Raw genomic sequence first — 15,997 nt, forward strand, 5'->3', positions numbered from 1 at the left:
ACATGTCTCTGATTAACAAGGAACTTAACGATTTCAAACTGAATGTGTATCAGGATGATACCTTCAAGACCCTCACCAAGAAGGATCTGCTCGGCAAGTGGAGCGTACTGTTCTTCTATCCGGCTGACTTCACATTTGTCTGCCCGACCGAGCTGGAAGACCTCGCCGCTTCCTATGATGAATTCAAGAAGATCGGCTGCGAGATCTATTCTGTCTCCTGTGACACCCACTTTGTCCACAAGGCATGGCACGATCACTCCGAAGCCATCAAGAAGGTCACATACCCGATGGTTGGCGACCCGACCGGTGCTCTGGCACGTGACTGTGATGTGTACATCGAAGATGAAGGCACAGCAGAGCGCGGCACCTTCATCATTTCTCCGGAAGGAAAGATCGCAGCATATGAAGTATCCTCCGGCAGTGTCGGCAGAAATGCTGATGAACTGCTGCGCAAGGTAGAAGCCTGCCAGTTCGTCCATGAAAACGGTGATCAGGTGTGCCCGGCAAGATGGAAGCCAGGCATGAAGACACTCAAACCTGGTATCGACCTGGTCGGCAAGATCTGACACATCACTCCTCTCCTCCTGTTGTCACCAACAGTAAAAAAGGGCGGATTCCCATATGGGTTTCCGCCTTGTTTTTGTTTATCAATGAAATTTTCTATCAAAAATAGGCGAGAGCACTACGCCTGAAAAGCCGCAGCCGCCTGTGTCGGCATATCGGCGTTCAGACGTAGATGAATCGCCGACTATTTGATTTTCTGATTGTTAATATAGTTTTTAACCACAGCTGCCGTTTTATCGCTTACGCTTCCAATAAAGTAGGAAAGACTCCAGAAATAAGGCTTCCAATAATATTGAGCCAGCTCAGGACTGAAGGCTTTCCTGATCTGCCGTGATGAAGCAGATTTAAATGCGTTAATAAACTCCGCAAGATTGAGCTGCGGATATGCGTCAAACAATATATGCATATGATCCGGCATTGTTTCAATCGTCTGCACACGAAGTTCATGATCTTTAAAGTATCTGCACGTATAATCTTTCAGAAAATCCTCGAGCTTTCCCGTTATTGCCGGTTTTCTGTATTTTGTAATCAGTACAAGATGATACTGCAGCAGAAAGCAACTGTGCTGATTATAGTAGTATTCTTCATGCTGTTTTTTGTGCATGCATCGGCCTCCACATGGTGTATAACTGACATCTTTTAGGATATAATATATTTAGCATAAATAAAAGATTTTATGCTTAGAAAGGATGATTATTAACTGATGTATAGTGCAAAGACGATATTTGTACAAAGATCGGATCCATTATTTGCATGGTGTGACGATATTGCTCACAAGGCGAACAACCTTTACAATGCCGCACTTTTTCGTGAACGGCAGATGATGTTTGCTGCAAAAAGAACAAACATTTTCGAACTGAGCGATAACGAACTGGAAGTGATGAGCGAGTTTGAGTGGATGAACTATTATCTCCCGAAAGACAAGCAGAAAATACTTCCGCCTTCCGGATCCATCAGCTATGCAACTCTGGACTGTATGATGAAGCTATGCAAAAATCCAGATTACTGCTGTACTGGATTGCCAAGACAAACCGCACAGCAGATATTGAAAATGACTTTGCGGGATATTTGCTCATTCTTTGCGGCATTGAAGAGCTACAAGCGTGATCCGGGCAAATTTACAGGGCGGCCGAAAATGCCTGGATACAAGCACAAGAAAGGTGCGTGCGCTTTTATTGTTACAAATCAGGACTGCGTTATTCGCAAAAACAAGAAACACCGGTATACCGCAAAACTGCCTTTTACGAAACAAGTTGTGCGCCTTGGCAGAGAAGTACACGGCAAATTTGTTCAGCTTAACGTAACGCCCAGAAACGGCACGTACAAACTGTCATTTGTGTTCGATGATGGGACAAATGCACCGGCAACTGCTGATACAGCAGAGCGTATTGCTGCAATTGATCTCGGTGTAGACAACCTGATGGCTGTGACTAACAACGTTGGTGCTGAATGTCTGCTGTTCAAAGGCGGGGCTGCAAAATCTGCAAATCATTATTTCAATCAGATGTCTGCCCGCATCCAGTCAGAGCAGACAAGTGGAAGCACTGACAAGTTTGTCCCGACAAAACGGTATTATCGCATCCTCCAGAAAAGAAATAATCGCATAAATGACTGCATGCTTAAAGATTGCAAACGTCTTATCACATGGTGCGTTGAAAAACGTATCGACACCATTGTGATAGGTGAAAACAAATTCTGGAAGCAGGAATGCAGTATGGGAGGTACGAGCAATCAGAACTTTTTGCAGATTCCATTTGAAAGGCTGAAAAGAATTATTGCCTATTCAGCAGAGCGCCTGGGAATCCGTATCATTTATCAGGAAGAATCATACACATCAAAAGCATCTTTCCTGGACAGAGATAAAATTCCGGTGTACAGCCGAGATTCAGAAGAGCATCATAAATTTTCAGGTGCCAGAGAAAAACGTGGGCTGTACAGATCTGCAGATGGCACAAAGATCAATGCGGATCTGAATGGCTCGGCAAACATTCTGAGAAAAGCCATACCGGACGCTTTTGAAAGAGGGATAGAACCTGATTTCAGAAATATAAGGGCATATTATCATCCTGATCTGAAACTGGCATAAAAGCAGTGCGGGCAGAACCGCATATGGGACCGTGAATGCCCCGCTGTACGGAACGGTAAACTGTTCCGCCTGCAGAAAATGAAGCCATGCGTGACTTTCCGCATCAGCGGATAAGTCAGACATGGTAATTCACTTATTTCAAGTCTTCCCCATTGCTGGCAATCACCTTCTGATACCAGTAATAAGAATCTTTGACAGAACGCTTGAAGCTTCCCTGACCATGGTTATCGGCATCCACATAGATCTGACCATATCTCTTGGCCATCTCACCTTCACCATTGGATACCATATCCACACAGCCCCAGTACAGATAGCCCATCAAATCAATACCGTCAAGTTCCACCGCATCCTTCATCGACTGAATATTGACGCGCATGTAGTCAATCCGATAGTCATCATGCACTGTGCCATCTTCAAACTTGTCATTCCAGCCAATACCGTTCTCTACGCAGAACAGCGGGCAGTGATAGCGGTTGTGGAAGATGTTCAGGGCAATGCGCAGACACTGCGGATCTGTTCCCCAGCCCCAGGCATTGGTCTTCAGATACGGGTTAGCTACCTTGCCGTCACCTGATCCGCCATTGCCTTCACCAGCCAGTGCATCTTTATGTGTTGTATACGTATTGGATCCATAGCAGGAGAACGACAGGAAATCACAGACACCCTTCTTCAGAATCTCCTGATCACCAGGCTGCTCCGGCAGGACAATGCCCGCTCTCTTATAGGCAAGCAGCTTATAGGCAGGATATTCACCAGTCATCTGTACATCAGAGAATGACAGTGTATTGTTCTGTCTTTCGGCTGCCAGCAGCTGATCATACGGATCAGCAGTCAGGCCATAAGAAGGCCCGAACGCAAGCATCATGCCAACCTTGATGTCCGGATGTTTTTCATGGGCTGCAATCACTGTCTTGGCCGAAGCCAGAAACTGATGATACGCCGCATTGGCAATATTCTGAGGATCCGCATGGATCAGACCGGCTGCCACATAGGGTGCTTCCTCTACCAGATTAATCTCATTGAAAGTCAGATAATACTTCACTTTTCCGGCAAAACGGTCAAACAGTGCAGTTGCGTATTTAACAAACAGATCCACCAGTTTCCGGTCATTCCAGCCATTGCACTGCTGGGCAAAGATCAGCGGTGTCTCATAGTGATGCAGTGTAATCAGCGGCTCAATGCCATACTTTCTGCACTCATCCACCACATTCTCATAGAAGCGCAGTCCTTCTTCATTCACTTCCCCTTCCGGATCCGGGAACACTCTGCTCCACTTCACTGAGAAGCGCAGGCACTTGAAACCCTCTTTTGCCATCAGGGCAATATCCTCTTTGTAATGATGATAGAAATCTGAGGCAATGTGGCTTGGATAGTAATACTTCGGATCATCCAGCTCACATGGCACAGCACCTTCCGGCAGATGGCGCTCCGGTGACCCAAAGCAAAGCGGCGTAGAACCAGTTGTACCATCCGGCTTGCGCCATGTCACCTGACGTCTGACCGTGTGAGAACCATTGGTCATCACATCACCTGTGCAAAGAGCCGCATTGCCCTCATGCACACCACCCTCATACTGATTGGCAGCTGTTGCGCCGCCCCAAAGAAAATCCTTGCGAAAAGACATATAATCTCCCTTTCTATGTTCAAGCGCGTTTCGCACTCATGTTACTTCTATAATACAGCCAGGTTGCGATCATGCACACTAATAATGGCAATAACAGCGACATCAGCAAAGAACCAGGCAGTGACCCTGTCAGCACGCCATTGCCGGCAAGTGCCTTGAGAATCACACACACATACATTGCTGCGCTGACTGCCACAAAGCAATAGAAACTGACCGTCTCTCTGGCAATGATATGATGCAGATCTTTCTCCAGATAGCCAAGATGCCGCATCGTCTGGAAGTATTTTTTCCGGTTCAGAGCTTCCGTGCCAAAGCGGAACAAAATGGCCAGTGACAGCAGCACATTCATCATCTGATAGGCCAGAATCATCAGGACTTTCTCCATGCTGGTAATGGATGGCGTACTCATCAAAGAAATCAATACAACCGAGCAGATCACAATCAGGACAACATTTACCTTCATGATGGAAAGATCGGTGCGGAAAAAGCCAAGTACGGCAATCTGGTTTGGCTTGTCAATTGCCTTCCTGTCCAGCCATGCACTCAATAACGGCTCAAACACATGCCTGCAGCAAAGATAAAAGCCAATCATGCCGAACAGGGCAAACACAAAGGCATCTGCTGGGGCATTGAGAATACCAAGCATCGGAGCCAGCCACAGAATCAAAGCAAACACACCCGCTGCGTCATTGGAAATCTTCGCAGCCTTTTTTGTATGAGCAATATTGAACACACTGCCCGTGGAACGGATGGACTGGCTGTTGAGCAGCGTATAGGCATTGTTGCGGTAGGCGTAGGACAGATTCAGATAGGTTGTCCAGAATACCAGTGTAAGCAGCACAAACAGCGTTGCCGATACAGCACTGCCTGAGATTGGAATGGCGCACTGTGTCTGCAGCCAGGATGTCATCAGTACTTCCAGCAATGGCCGCAATACAAATGCCAGCATAACGCCAACCGGAATGGCTAGAGTCAGCAGTAAGAACGTCTGAATCAGAAGGTAGCCAGCCAGCTGTGAAAAGCCGGCGCCGCAGATCAGCTGTACGGCAAGATCCTTTGCCTTTGTGCGGACAAAGAAGTCATTGGCGAAGAAGACATCCACCATGCATACAAAGACAGCAAAGAATGTCACATTGACGGCAAGGCCGCCCTGTGAATTGCGGAAGGTCATGCCTACTGCTGGTGAAACGGCAATGCAGAAAAACAGAAAGACAAAGGCTGTTGTGAGCATAAATGTCAGCCAGTAGAAGAAGGAGCGGTAGAAATCCCGCTTCAGTGATTTTAAAGCACTGGCGAAGATCATTTCGTCAGCAGCTCCCTTGATTCTGCACTGTTGATCTCGACAATCTTTGAGAAGAACGTATCCTGATCCATGTCATTTCTCTCCAAGACAGTATCGATACTGCCATCACGGATATACAGAAGACGCTTGGCATAGGATGTAATCAGCGGATCATGGGTAACCATGATGATTGTGACACCCTGTTTATTCAGATCAGAGAAGATTTTCATCAATTCTGCACTGTTGGCACTGTCCAGATTGCCGGTAGGCTCATCCGCGGCAATGATATTGGGATGATTGACCAGCGCACGGCAGATGGCAGCACGCTGCCTCTGGCCGCCAGAACACTCATAAGGATAATGATCCAGCAGGTCCAGAATGTTCATGGACTTTGCAAGCTCTTTGACACGCTTGTCGATGGCATCCTTCTTCACATGGGCCAGTGCCAGCGGCATGGCAATATTCTCATACAATGTGTGGGTATCCAGCAGATTGAAATCCTGAAAGATAAAACCAAGATTGGAGAAACGAAATCTGCCGATCTCATTGGCACCCATGGTGCGCACTTCCTGTCCATTGATCAGAACTTTGCCGCCGGTAGGAATATCAATGGTGGAAATATTGTTAATGAAGGTGGATTTGCCAGAGCCGGACGGCCCCATGACGGCAACGAAGTCACCTTCGTGTACCTGTACATTAATATCATGCAGTGCTTCAAAAGCATGAGAGGTGCCTGCATTGTACACCTTCTTCATGTGAACGGCTTCCAGAACTGTTTTACTCATAGTGAAATTCTCCTGCTGCAGGCTATTATACCACCCGCTTTTCCACCAAAAAAAGCAGACATGCACACATGTCTGCTTTCAATCGAATGCTTACTTAACGATGTCCTTGAGTGCCTTGGCAGCCTTGAACTTCGGGGCCTTGCTTGCCGCAATCTCAATCTTTTCGCCAGTTGCCGGATTAACACCCTGACGGGCAGCTCTCTCTGCAACTTCGAACTTGCCGAAGCCGGAGATGGAAACCTCACCGCCGTCCTTCAGTGTTTCTGCAATTGCATCAAATGCTGCTGTGACAGCATCAGCAGCCTGCTTCTTTGTCAAACCCGCAGCTTCAGCAACCTTGTCTGCTACATCCTTCTTTGTTGCGGTAAAAATACCCTTTGCCATATGATAAAACTTCCTCCTTTTATGGTCTTCTCCTATTCTATACAGGACATTTCCCTCTTGCAATCACTAAATTTAACACTTGGACTGTCAATGTGCCACAGTGATTCAGTACTGGACAGGATTGAATTTGGCATACAGCCATCACGCCGCAGTGCCTTTGCTCTGATTAATGAAGGACATAATACTGCCGGTATTGACATACAGCTGCGCTCCTTCAGCACTCTCCACCACCATCGTCGGTGCCTGCAGAATGCCATACTTCCGTGTCAGATCCTTGTTCTCCAAAGCATCCTTGATCTCATAGTCCACATGATGCTCATCCAGGAACTTCTCAATGATCCTGCAGTTCGGGCAGGTCGGCGTAGTAAACAGCAGATACTTCCGGGCAGAGCTGCTGTTTACAGGTTTCGTTTCTTCCACCCTGACAGCCGGCTGCTGATCTTCCTTGAAAGATGTGCAGGAAGTGATGCCATCCACTGCATATGTCTTTCTGTCCTTGAACTCCTGTGCCTTGCCGGCATTCCAGTTCTTCACCGGACGGTAGTATCCGGTAATACGCGAATACACTTCCGTCGGCTTACCGCAGACCGGGCACTTCCAGACTTCACCCGAGATGTAGCCATGCTGGGCACACACGCTGTAGGTAGGTGAAATCGTATAGTATGGCAGCCGGTAATTCTGGGCGATCTTTCTGACCAGAACAGCCGCCGCATGCCAGTCGCTCAGCCGCTCGCCAAGGAAGGCATGGAACACCGTGCCGCTTGTATACAGCACCTGCATGTCATCCTCAATATCCAGCGCCGCAAAGATATCATCCGTGCAGCCAACCGGCAGATGGGTACTGTTGGTGTAGTATGGCGTACCCGCATCATTGGCTGTCATGATATCCGGATACTTTTCCTTGTCATGACGGGCAAGACGGTAAGCTGTACTCTCTGCCGGGGTTGCCTCCAGGTTGAACAAAGCACCATACTGTTCCTGATAATCAGACAGACGGTCACGCATATGATTCAGCACATCAATGGCAAAGGCTTTTGTCTCCGGATGGGTCAGATCCTTGTGCAGCCACTTTGCATTGAGGCCGGCCTCATTCATACCAACCAGGCCAATGGTCGAGAAGTGGTTGTTAAAGGTGCCAAGATACCGTTTGGTGTATGGATAGAGACCTGCATCCAGCAGCTTGGTAATGACTTTCCGCTTAGTATCCAGACTGCGTGCACTCAGATCCATGATGTGATCCAGACGGGCATAGAAATCATTCTCATCTTTGGCAAGATAAGCAATTCTGGGCAGATTGACCGTGACGACGCCAATCGAGCCCGTGCTTTCACCAGAGCCAAAGTAGCCGCCGCTCTTTTTACGCAGTTCACGCAGATCCAGACGCAGCCGGCAGCACATCGAACGCACATCCGAAGGCTTCATATCACTGTTGATATAGTTGGAGAAATACGGTGTGCCATACTTGGCAGTCATCTCAAACAGCAGACGGTTGTTCTCGGTATCACTCCAGTCAAAATCCTTGGTAATGGAATAGGTTGGAATCGGATACTGGAAGCCTCTGCCATTGGCATCGCCCTCAATCATGGTCTCAATGAAGGCCTTGTTCACCATATCCATTTCCTTCTTGCAGTCCTTATAGCAAAAGTCCATCGGCTTGCCGCCGACAATGGCAGGCTGATCCGCCAGATCCTCCGGCACGGTCCAGTCCAGCGTAATATTGGTGAATGGAGCCTGGGTCCCCCAGCGGGATGGCGTATTGACACCATAGATGAACGACTGAATATCCTGCTTGACTTCCTTATAGGACAGATGGTCCACTTTTACAAACGGTGCCAGGTACGTATCAAAGCTCGAGAACGCCTGCGCACCAGCCCACTCATTCTGCATGATGCCCAGAAAGTTTACCATCTGGTTACACAATGTACTGAGATGCTTGGCCGGCGCAGAGGTAATCTTGCCTTCGACACCGCCAAGGCCTTCCTGAATCAGCTGCTTCAAAGACCACCCGGCACAATATCCCGTTAACATGCTCAGATCATGAATATGAATATCGCCAGACCGATGGGCATTGGCAATCTCATCATCATAGACCTCAGACAGCCAGTAGTTTGCCGTGATCGCACCGGAGTTGGACAGAATCAGGCCGCCCACAGAATACGTGACAGTACTGTTCTCCTTGACACGCCAGTCCAGTGCCTTCAGATAATTGTCCACCAGCTTCTTGTAGTCCAGGGTTGTATTCTGGATATTGCGCAGATTCTCATGCTGGCGGCGGTACAGGATGTAGGCCTTAGCCACATCCGCATAGCCGGCATCTGACAGCACTCTCTCCACACTGTCCTGAATGTCTTCCACACCAATCAGATGATCATGCACCTTGGAGGCAAAATTGCTTGTCACCCGCAATGCAATCAGATCGATCACATCATCCGCATACGGCTTATTGCAGCCATCAAAAGCCTTCTTCACCGCATTCCTGATCTTGTCCAGATCAAAATCGGCAATCTTGCCATCACGTTTAACGACTCTGTACATCTGTTTCTCCTTTCACCCCACGAAGCTCTGTCTGGGGAATCATTGTTCTCACTGCTTCACACAGTTCTTCCATCTGCCGGGCATCATAGCCGTGGTACCCTTCCTGAATCAAAGCCCCGCTGTCATGAAACTGCTGCAGATAATAATGCTTTGCACCACGGATCCATGACGCCGCGGCCAGCAGATCCTCTTTGTCATGCAGCTCCCTGACAACCGTTGTGCGAAACTCATAGTCCACATGTCCTGCCAGCAGATAGGAAACACTTTCCTCGATGCGATCCATCTGGAACACCGCCTTCTGCATGCCGCAGGTCATGGCATACTTTTCTTTGCAATTCTTCAGATCCATGGCGACATAATCCACCAGTCCCGACTGCACTGCTTCTTTCAGCTTCTCTGGCTCATAGCCATTGGTATCCAGCTTGACCAGGAAGCCCATGTTCTTGATCTTCTCCATAAAGGGAAGAAGGTCAGGCTGCACCAATGGTTCCCCGCCCGAGATACATACACCATCCAGAATGCCTTTGCGCCTGCCAAGGTAAGTAAAAATCTCATCCGGATTCACAAAGGAATAATCCTCCGGCACAAACACAAGATCCCGGTTGTGGCAGAACGGACACTTGAAACTGCAGCCAGCGGTAAATACCGTTGCGGCAAGCCTGCCCGGATAATCCAGCAGCGTCACTTTCTGCAGACCGCCGATCTTCAGATCATCAAACGAAGGCATCACAATGTTGTGGCTGTTCTCACATGTCTTCGCCATCATCTTTTCAAAGGCATCCCCATCAATACCGTCAAACACGGAATTGCGGTAAGCAGAGCGGAACTCATAGAGCTTGTTCATGATCTTCCCGCTCTTTTCAGTTGTGTAAAGGCGCTTGACACGCTTGTCCTTCTCATCTGCCTTACTGACAACATACCCCTGATCCAACAGTTTCTGCATCGACTTGGTCGTTGTTCCCTTGTCCACCTCAGAAATCCGGGTCACTTCCAGCATCGTGATCCCCTCATTCTCATAGATCACAAACAGAAACATCAACTGTCCCCAGCCGATTCCATATGGTTCCAGTGCATGGTCAAAGTATTTCTGCGTATTCCGGTACAGCACTGAAAGATGAATCATGAAGTTGCCCTGGTCTGCCATCACTGCCTCCCCACCCAATTAGTTGCATTTCCAACTATTACTATCATGATAATCGAATTCACCAAAAATAGAAGAGAAATGTCTGCCACTTCTTTCCCAATTCACTCACAAGGTATAATGATTCCCATGAAGCATACCTTTTCCTTCACACTGATCAGAATCTGCGCATCTGCCTGCATTTTCATCCTGCTTCTGACCGCCATTGCCTCACCCATGCCGATTTCCTTATCCCTGGCAATTGTGGCACTCATCATTGCCATCCTGCTGTTTCTGACAAGAAATCTGCAGATACGGCCGGGATATGTCGATCATATGAGCGGTGAGAAGTTTGAAAGATACTGCCGGGCATGGTTTCACCACCACGGCTACTTTGCCATCCGCACCACCCAGAAGACAAAAGACTACGGTGCGGATCTGATCATGCGGAAAGGCCTGCACAAAATCGTTGTACAGGCCAAACGCTATGACCGCAATATCGGTGTCTATGCCATCCAGCAGGCCATGGCAGCCAAGGCATACTACAACGCCGATAAAGCCATCGTCATCACCAACCAGTATTTCACATACAGTGCCAGAAAGCTCGCTGAAGTTAATGATGTTCAGTTAGTAGACAGAAGTGATCTGTTTCATATTCCAGAATCAAAAAAAGACTGATGCTTACATCAGCCCTTTGATCAGAATCACCAGCACAAGGATTGGTAATCCAAAGCGGAAATAATACTTCAGGAAAGAAGGAATCCTGACACCTTTGCCGGTATTGGCTTCCTTCTGGTAGTTGTCAAAGCCCCATCCAAACCGATATGAGCAGAACAGCACCATCACCAGTGAACCAAGCGGCAGAAACAGGTTGGAGACCAGGAAGTCTTCGATATCCAGCACTCCTTTGCCGGCGATGGTGAAGTTTGACCACACATTGAAGCCAAGCACACATGGCAGTGATGCCAGCAGGACAACAATCAGGTTGATGAAAGATGCCTTTTTGCGGGTAATGCCGAAGTTGTCAGTCAATGTCGCATTGAGGTTTTCAAAGACGGCAATGACCGTTGAGAATGACGCAAAGGACATGAACAGGAAGAACAGGGCACCCCAGAGTCTGCCAAATGCCATGTTGACAAAGACATTTGGCAAAGTGATGAAGATCAGGGATGGACCGGCATCTGCCTGTACGCCAAAGGCAGAACATGCCGGGAAGATGATCAGGCCTGAGACAATGGCCACAAAGGTATCCAGCACACAGATCCAGCCTGCTTCAGATGCCAGGGTGCGGTCTTTGCTCATGTAGGAGCCAAAGATTTCCATGGCACCAATGCCAAGAGACAGTGTAAAGAATGACTGGTTCATGGCCGCATTGATCACATTGCCAAGGCCTGCTTCCTCAGCCCTTGTCAGTGATGGCAGAAGGTAGAACTGCAATCCGGCCATGCCGCCTTTTAATGTCAGAGAATGAATGGCAAGGACAACAATCAGACAGAGCAGTGATACCATCATCAACCGGGAAATTCTTTCCAGGCCATTCTGCAGACCCTGCGCCACAATCAGGAAACCCGCAATGACTGTAATTGCCATCCACAGCGCCATCTCTGCAGAATTGGCAAGCATGGCACTGAAAACACCCGATACCGCATCCTTGCTCATGCCGGAAGTAAAAGTACCGGTCAGAAACTTGAAGAAGTAGCCAAGCATCCATCCTGAGACAGTCGTGTAATACATCATCAGAAGATAGCAGCCGATGGCACAGAACCAGCCATGGATATGAAACTTTGATCCTGGCTTTTCCAGTGTCTTGTAGCCTTTGACGGCTGACTGGCGGGAAGCACGGCCGATGGCCAGCTCCATAGTCAATACCGGAATGCCCATGATGATCAGAAACAGCAGGTAGAACAGCACAAAGATCCCGCCGCCGTTCTGTCCTGTTACAAACGGAAATTTCCAGACATTGCCGATGCCAATGGCACAGCCTGCCGAAACAAGCAGAAATCCAAGGCGGGACTGAAACTGATCTCTCTTCACAATTCTTCCCCCTCTTCCAGTTTCTTGCGATAGTCAGATAATATCACTTCAAGATCATGCAGGTTTTCCAACGAAGACATCTTTGCCTTAAACGATGCCGCATAGGGCATGCCGGTTAAAAACCATGGCGCCATGCCCCGCATCATATGCATGCCATCATGCTCCCCTTCCAGATCACACAGATTTTCTGCATATGTCCGGCAAAGAGACAGCCGCTCCTGATAGGATGGCTCTGTATATGGCCGTCCTTCTTCATGCGCAAGCAGCTCCTGCAGGAAATACGGCCTGCCAAGCAGACCTCGGCCGATCATGACCGCATCACAGCCCGTTTCTCTGCGCATCCTGTCCGCATCTGACACACTCTTGATATCGCCATTGCCAATGACCGGAATAGATACTGCTTCTTTCACCATGCGGATCCATTCCAGGTTTACGTTGCCCTGGTACATCTGGCTGCGGGTGCGCCCATGCACCGCCACCGCATCTAAGCCCGCTTCTTCCAGCCGTCTGGCAAAAGAAGCACAGTTGATGTGGCTGGCATCATAGCCTGCCCGGATCTTAGCTGTGACAGGTCGATCTGTATTGTTTTTCACAGCTTTGACAATCGCAGCCGCAAGATCCTCATCCTGCATCAGCCAGGATCCGGCATGCGACTTGAGCACCTTATGCACCGGACAGCCCATATTGATGTCGATGATGTCGCAGTCCGTATGATCACTGAGATATCTGGCAGCCTCCCCCATCGTATCCGGATCCGAGCCAAACAGCTGCAGTGATACCGGATGTTCATGAGAAGATGTGCGGCACATGTCAAAGGTCTTTGCATTGTGGTAGTGCAGTGCCTTGTCTGAGATCATCTCCGATACAACAAGACCTGCCCCAAAGTCATGACTCAGCTGCCGATAGACCGGATTGGAAATACCAGCCAGCGGTGCTGCCACAAACGGATTGCTTATTCTAACACTGCCGATGTTCCACATACTTTCTCATCCACAATCTTCTGCAGCTCCTCTGGTGAATATTCATATTTTTTCCCACAGTACTGACATACAATCTCCGCCGGCTTGTTCTCTGCCACAAGTTCCTTGAGATCCTTCACTGGCAAAGTGGCAAGAGCCTCACGGTAATGATCCCGCGAGCAGCCGCAGTAATACTGAATCGGCAGATGTTCCAGGATCTTCGCATCCGGGAACACAGAGAGAATCATCTGTTCCACGCTCATGTCACTGTCTGCCATCTCCGTCATCGGCTTCATCGTTTTCGCGGCATGTTCACAATATTCAATCGCATCCTCCGTGGCTTCCGGCATCAGCTGATAGATCATCCCGCCGCCTGCCTTCACTGTATTATCCGGAGAAACAAGCACGCCGACTGCCACAACACTTCTGACCTGTTCACTTAAAGCAAAATAGTACGCATAGTCATCGCCAATCTCACCAGTCTGCAGATTCACCACACCGGAAAACGGCTCTTTCAGGCCAAGATCCTTGATGACAGTCAATGTGCCATTGGTACCAACGGCCTTGCCGACATCCAGGTGGCCGTCTTTTCTGACCATGTACAGATTTGGATCACTGATAAAGCCGCGCACATGGCCGGCACCGTCACCCTGTGCCAATACCGTACCAGCCGGACCATGGCCATTGAACACACTGGTGATCTTTGCCTCAGGATCCTTCAGATCACTGGCCATCAGCCCAGTGACAGTCAACACACGCCCCAGGGCAGCCGCACTTGTCGGCATGCAATGGTGCGTGACGCGTGCTTCCTCACACATCGCGGTTGTTCTGGCCGCATGAATGCGCACCTGCCCATCCAGGGCCTCTGCAATAACAATTTCATCCTGCATCATATTAATTTCCTCTGCATTCTTTCATTCATCTTCTTCATTTTCTTCATGTCAATCTTGACCACCCTGCGGTCAGCTGTCAGAAGACCATTGCATTCGGTCTCCACATCACTCAGCTGGGTATAGATACATCCCGCAAGTCCATGATCAATGTTGGCAAGAATGTCATGTTCATACAGTGCATTGACGGCAAGATCCAGATCCCGCTTATCACGGAACTTCCTGTAGCCAAACAGCTTGTCGGCATTGCTGTGTCCATATTCCAGATACGCATAGCCGCCAAACTCAGATAACAGCAGAATCCTCTGGTCCAGACGGGGTACATGGAAGGCATGAAAGTACACATGGCGGCTGTTAAAGTCACCGCATCCCTGATCATGCCAGCCCGAAGCACTGTCAATCAGTCTGGTTGTATCATAGTCAGCAATATGGTCTGTGACCTGCGAGCTGTCAAACTGGCCCCAGCCTTCATTGAACGGCACCCAGGCAAAGATGGAAACACAGTTATAGAGTGTATCCAGCATTTCATCCAGTTCATGCATGTACATCTGCCGGCTGTCTTCACTTTCTCTGCCAAAGCGGCGGTAATTGCCATCGTTCATTGTGCGGATGCCAATCATCGGCAGCGCCTGGTGTGTCCAGAACGAGAATGTATTTCCGCCATTAGGCATATCCTGCATGACCAGGATGCCCATCGTATCACAAAGATAATACCAGCGTCTGTTTTCCTGCTTGACATGTTTCCGCAGCATATTGAAGCCCATTGCCTTCACTGCAGACAGTTCGCACCTCATTGCCTCTTCACTTGGATACGTATACATGCCATCACAGGAATAGCCCTGATCCAGCAGGCCGCTCAAAAACAATGGCTGATGATTCAAAGCAAAGCGTATATGGCCGGAGCCATCGTGGCAGCTTGTAAAGGAGCGCATGCCAAAATAGCTCTGCACGTCATCATCCTCGGTCAGGATCTCCACATCATACAAAAATGGATCATTCACAGACCATGCATGGAAGTCATCCATCGGCACAACGTAATGGCCGTCTTCTGTCAGTCCTTCATGATGAAAGGAGCCATCCCGGGCGCTGACAATAATGCGGGCCTGATGAAATGGACCGGCCAGTTCCAGGAATACCTGATGATGGTCAAAGTCCGGTGTGATCTTGAGATCTTCAACGGCATGCACAGGCAGCTGTTCCAGCCAGACCGTTCCCCAGATGCCAGCCGTCGGTGTATACCAGATGCCCCTGGGATTGATGCGCTGCTTGCCAAAGGCACAGACACCCTGGTCCGATGCGTCCTTGACCCTGACCATTAATGTATTCTGATATTTGATCAGGTGGGTGATATCGATGGAAAATGGCGCATAGCCGCCAAAGTGGCGGCCTGCTTCGACACCATTGACATAGACAATGCATGTCTGGTCCACGGCTTCAAAGTTGAGCATCACTCTGCCTTCATCCGGTTTCCAGGCAAAATAACGCCGGTACCACAGTGTTTCACCAGGAGAAAGATTCTCATTTGCCTGACTCAGGGCACTGCCTAAAGCAAACGGCACACAGATCGGCTTCCAGCCATCCGGAACGGTATCCTGATTTCCTTTCACAATCTGATATTCCCACATGCCATTGAGATTCAGCCACTGTTTGCGGCGAAACTGCGGGCGAGGATATTCCGGCAGCGGATGATTCACATCCAGTGCTTCTCCCCATTTACTCAATACCGTCATCCCC

At 49.0% G+C, this 15,997-nt stretch carries 14 protein-coding genes; 3 read left to right on the forward strand and 11 right to left on the reverse strand.

Features of this window, described 5'->3' with window-relative positions; all coding sequences use genetic code 11:
- Positions 1-2 precede the first annotated feature (2 nt).
- On the forward strand, positions 3-566 hold the full coding sequence (gene ahpC / locus DHU66_RS07395) for an alkyl hydroperoxide reductase subunit C (protein WP_108775215.1): 564 nt from the start codon (positions 3-5) through the stop codon (positions 564-566).
- Between the two features lie 182 nt (positions 567-748).
- On the opposite strand, the gene tnpA is transcribed toward ahpC, so the two are convergent.
- Positions 749-1,168 carry an IS200/IS605 family transposase gene (gene tnpA / locus DHU66_RS07400; RefSeq protein WP_108775216.1) on the reverse strand — a complete coding sequence of 140 codons (420 nt, stop codon included), beginning with the start codon at positions 1,166-1,168 and terminating at the stop codon, positions 749-751.
- Between the two features lie 99 nt (positions 1,169-1,267).
- Between tnpA and DHU66_RS07405 the strand changes: the two genes are divergently transcribed.
- The gene (locus tag DHU66_RS07405) at positions 1,268-2,650 is read left to right on the forward strand and encodes an RNA-guided endonuclease InsQ/TnpB family protein (protein WP_108775217.1); all 1,383 of its coding nucleotides are present in this window, start codon (positions 1,268-1,270) and stop codon (positions 2,648-2,650) included.
- 133 nt (positions 2,651-2,783) lie between these two features.
- On the opposite strand, the gene DHU66_RS07410 is transcribed toward DHU66_RS07405, so the two are convergent.
- From DHU66_RS07410 to DHU66_RS07435, 6 genes are all read right to left on the reverse strand, one after another.
- On the reverse strand, positions 2,784-4,274 hold the full coding sequence (locus DHU66_RS07410) for a glycoside hydrolase family 1 protein (protein ID WP_108775218.1): 1,491 nt from the start codon (positions 4,272-4,274) through the stop codon (positions 2,784-2,786).
- A gap of 19 nt (positions 4,275-4,293) precedes the next feature.
- Positions 4,294-5,577 carry an FtsX-like permease family protein gene (locus DHU66_RS07415; protein ID WP_108775219.1) on the reverse strand — a complete coding sequence of 428 codons (1,284 nt, stop codon included), beginning with the start codon at positions 5,575-5,577 and terminating at the stop codon, positions 4,294-4,296.
- Positions 5,574-6,341: an ABC transporter ATP-binding protein gene (locus tag DHU66_RS07420; protein WP_108775220.1), complete on the reverse strand. Its 768-nt coding sequence runs from the start codon at positions 6,339-6,341 to the stop codon at positions 5,574-5,576. The genes DHU66_RS07415 and DHU66_RS07420 overlap by 4 nt, the downstream gene beginning before the upstream one ends.
- 90 nt (positions 6,342-6,431) lie before the next feature.
- On the reverse strand, positions 6,432-6,761 hold the full coding sequence (locus DHU66_RS07425) for an HU family DNA-binding protein (RefSeq protein ID WP_483423491.1): 330 nt from the start codon (positions 6,759-6,761) through the stop codon (positions 6,432-6,434).
- 105 nt (positions 6,762-6,866) lie between these two features.
- Complete coding sequence (locus DHU66_RS07430) at positions 6,867-9,260, reverse strand: ribonucleoside triphosphate reductase (RefSeq protein ID WP_108775222.1); 2,394 nt, start codon at positions 9,258-9,260, stop codon at positions 6,867-6,869.
- On the reverse strand, positions 9,244-10,404 hold the full coding sequence (locus tag DHU66_RS07435; protein WP_108775223.1) for an anaerobic ribonucleoside-triphosphate reductase activating protein: 1,161 nt from the start codon (positions 10,402-10,404) through the stop codon (positions 9,244-9,246). Before DHU66_RS07435 ends, DHU66_RS07430 begins: the two co-directional genes overlap by 17 nt.
- A gap of 126 nt (positions 10,405-10,530) precedes the next feature.
- On the opposite strand from DHU66_RS07435, the gene DHU66_RS07440 reads away from it, so the two are divergent.
- Positions 10,531-11,058 (forward strand): restriction endonuclease, encoded by a 528-nt coding sequence (locus DHU66_RS07440; RefSeq protein ID WP_167836316.1) that lies wholly within the window; start codon positions 10,531-10,533, stop codon positions 11,056-11,058.
- Positions 11,059-11,061: 3 nt separating this feature from the next.
- Here the strand turns inward: DHU66_RS07440 and DHU66_RS07445 are convergent, their stop codons facing one another.
- The 4 genes from DHU66_RS07445 to DHU66_RS07460 are packed head-to-tail and all read right to left on the reverse strand — an operon-like array spanning position 11,062 to position 15,993.
- The gene (locus DHU66_RS07445) at positions 11,062-12,414 is read right to left on the reverse strand and encodes a sodium-dependent transporter (RefSeq protein WP_108775225.1); all 1,353 of its coding nucleotides are present in this window, start codon (positions 12,412-12,414) and stop codon (positions 11,062-11,064) included.
- On the reverse strand, positions 12,411-13,394 hold the full coding sequence (gene dusB / locus DHU66_RS07450; protein ID WP_108775226.1) for a tRNA dihydrouridine synthase DusB: 984 nt from the start codon (positions 13,392-13,394) through the stop codon (positions 12,411-12,413). The genes DHU66_RS07445 and dusB overlap by 4 nt, the downstream gene beginning before the upstream one ends.
- Entirely contained in the window at positions 13,367-14,266 is a 900-nt protein-coding gene (gene hslO / locus DHU66_RS07455) for an Hsp33 family molecular chaperone HslO (RefSeq protein WP_245309445.1), read from the reverse strand. The genes dusB and hslO overlap by 28 nt, the downstream gene beginning before the upstream one ends.
- Positions 14,263-15,993 (reverse strand): glycoside hydrolase family 2 protein, encoded by a 1,731-nt coding sequence (locus tag DHU66_RS07460; RefSeq protein ID WP_167836317.1) that lies wholly within the window; start codon positions 15,991-15,993, stop codon positions 14,263-14,265. Before DHU66_RS07460 ends, hslO begins: the two co-directional genes overlap by 4 nt.
- Between the last annotated feature and the right edge of the window lie 4 nt (positions 15,994-15,997).

Source organism: Lactimicrobium massiliense (assembly GCF_900343155.1).
GTDB lineage: Bacteria > Bacillota_I > Bacilli_A > Erysipelotrichales > Erysipelotrichaceae > Bulleidia > Bulleidia massiliensis.

What these genes read in the sequence shown, in the direction of transcription:
- ahpC (WP_108775215.1), top strand. Translation starts at nt 3, where the DNA reads ATGTCTCTGATTAACAAGGAACTTAACGATTTCAAACTGAATGTGTAT.
- tnpA (WP_108775216.1), bottom strand. Translation starts at nt 1,168, where the DNA reads ATGCACAAAAAACAGCATGAAGAATACTACTATAATCAGCACAGTTGC.
- DHU66_RS07405 (WP_108775217.1), top strand. Translation starts at nt 1,268, where the DNA reads ATGTATAGTGCAAAGACGATATTTGTACAAAGATCGGATCCATTATTT.
- DHU66_RS07410 (WP_108775218.1), bottom strand. Translation starts at nt 4,274, where the DNA reads ATGTCTTTTCGCAAGGATTTTCTTTGGGGCGGCGCAACAGCTGCCAAT.
- DHU66_RS07415 (WP_108775219.1), bottom strand. Translation starts at nt 5,577, where the DNA reads ATGATCTTCGCCAGTGCTTTAAAATCACTGAAGCGGGATTTCTACCGC.
- DHU66_RS07420 (WP_108775220.1), bottom strand. Translation starts at nt 6,341, where the DNA reads ATGAGTAAAACAGTTCTGGAAGCCGTTCACATGAAGAAGGTGTACAAT.
- DHU66_RS07430 (WP_108775222.1), bottom strand. Translation starts at nt 9,260, where the DNA reads ATGTACAGAGTCGTTAAACGTGATGGCAAGATTGCCGATTTTGATCTG.
- DHU66_RS07435 (WP_108775223.1), bottom strand. Translation starts at nt 10,404, where the DNA reads ATGGCAGACCAGGGCAACTTCATGATTCATCTTTCAGTGCTGTACCGG.
- DHU66_RS07440 (WP_167836316.1), top strand. Translation starts at nt 10,531, where the DNA reads ATGAAGCATACCTTTTCCTTCACACTGATCAGAATCTGCGCATCTGCC.
- dusB (WP_108775226.1), bottom strand. Translation starts at nt 13,394, where the DNA reads ATGTGGAACATCGGCAGTGTTAGAATAAGCAATCCGTTTGTGGCAGCA.
- hslO (WP_245309445.1), bottom strand. Translation starts at nt 14,266, where the DNA reads ATGATGCAGGATGAAATTGTTATTGCAGAGGCCCTGGATGGGCAGGTG.
- DHU66_RS07460 (WP_167836317.1), bottom strand. Translation starts at nt 15,993, where the DNA reads ATGACGGTATTGAGTAAATGGGGAGAAGCACTGGATGTGAATCATCCG.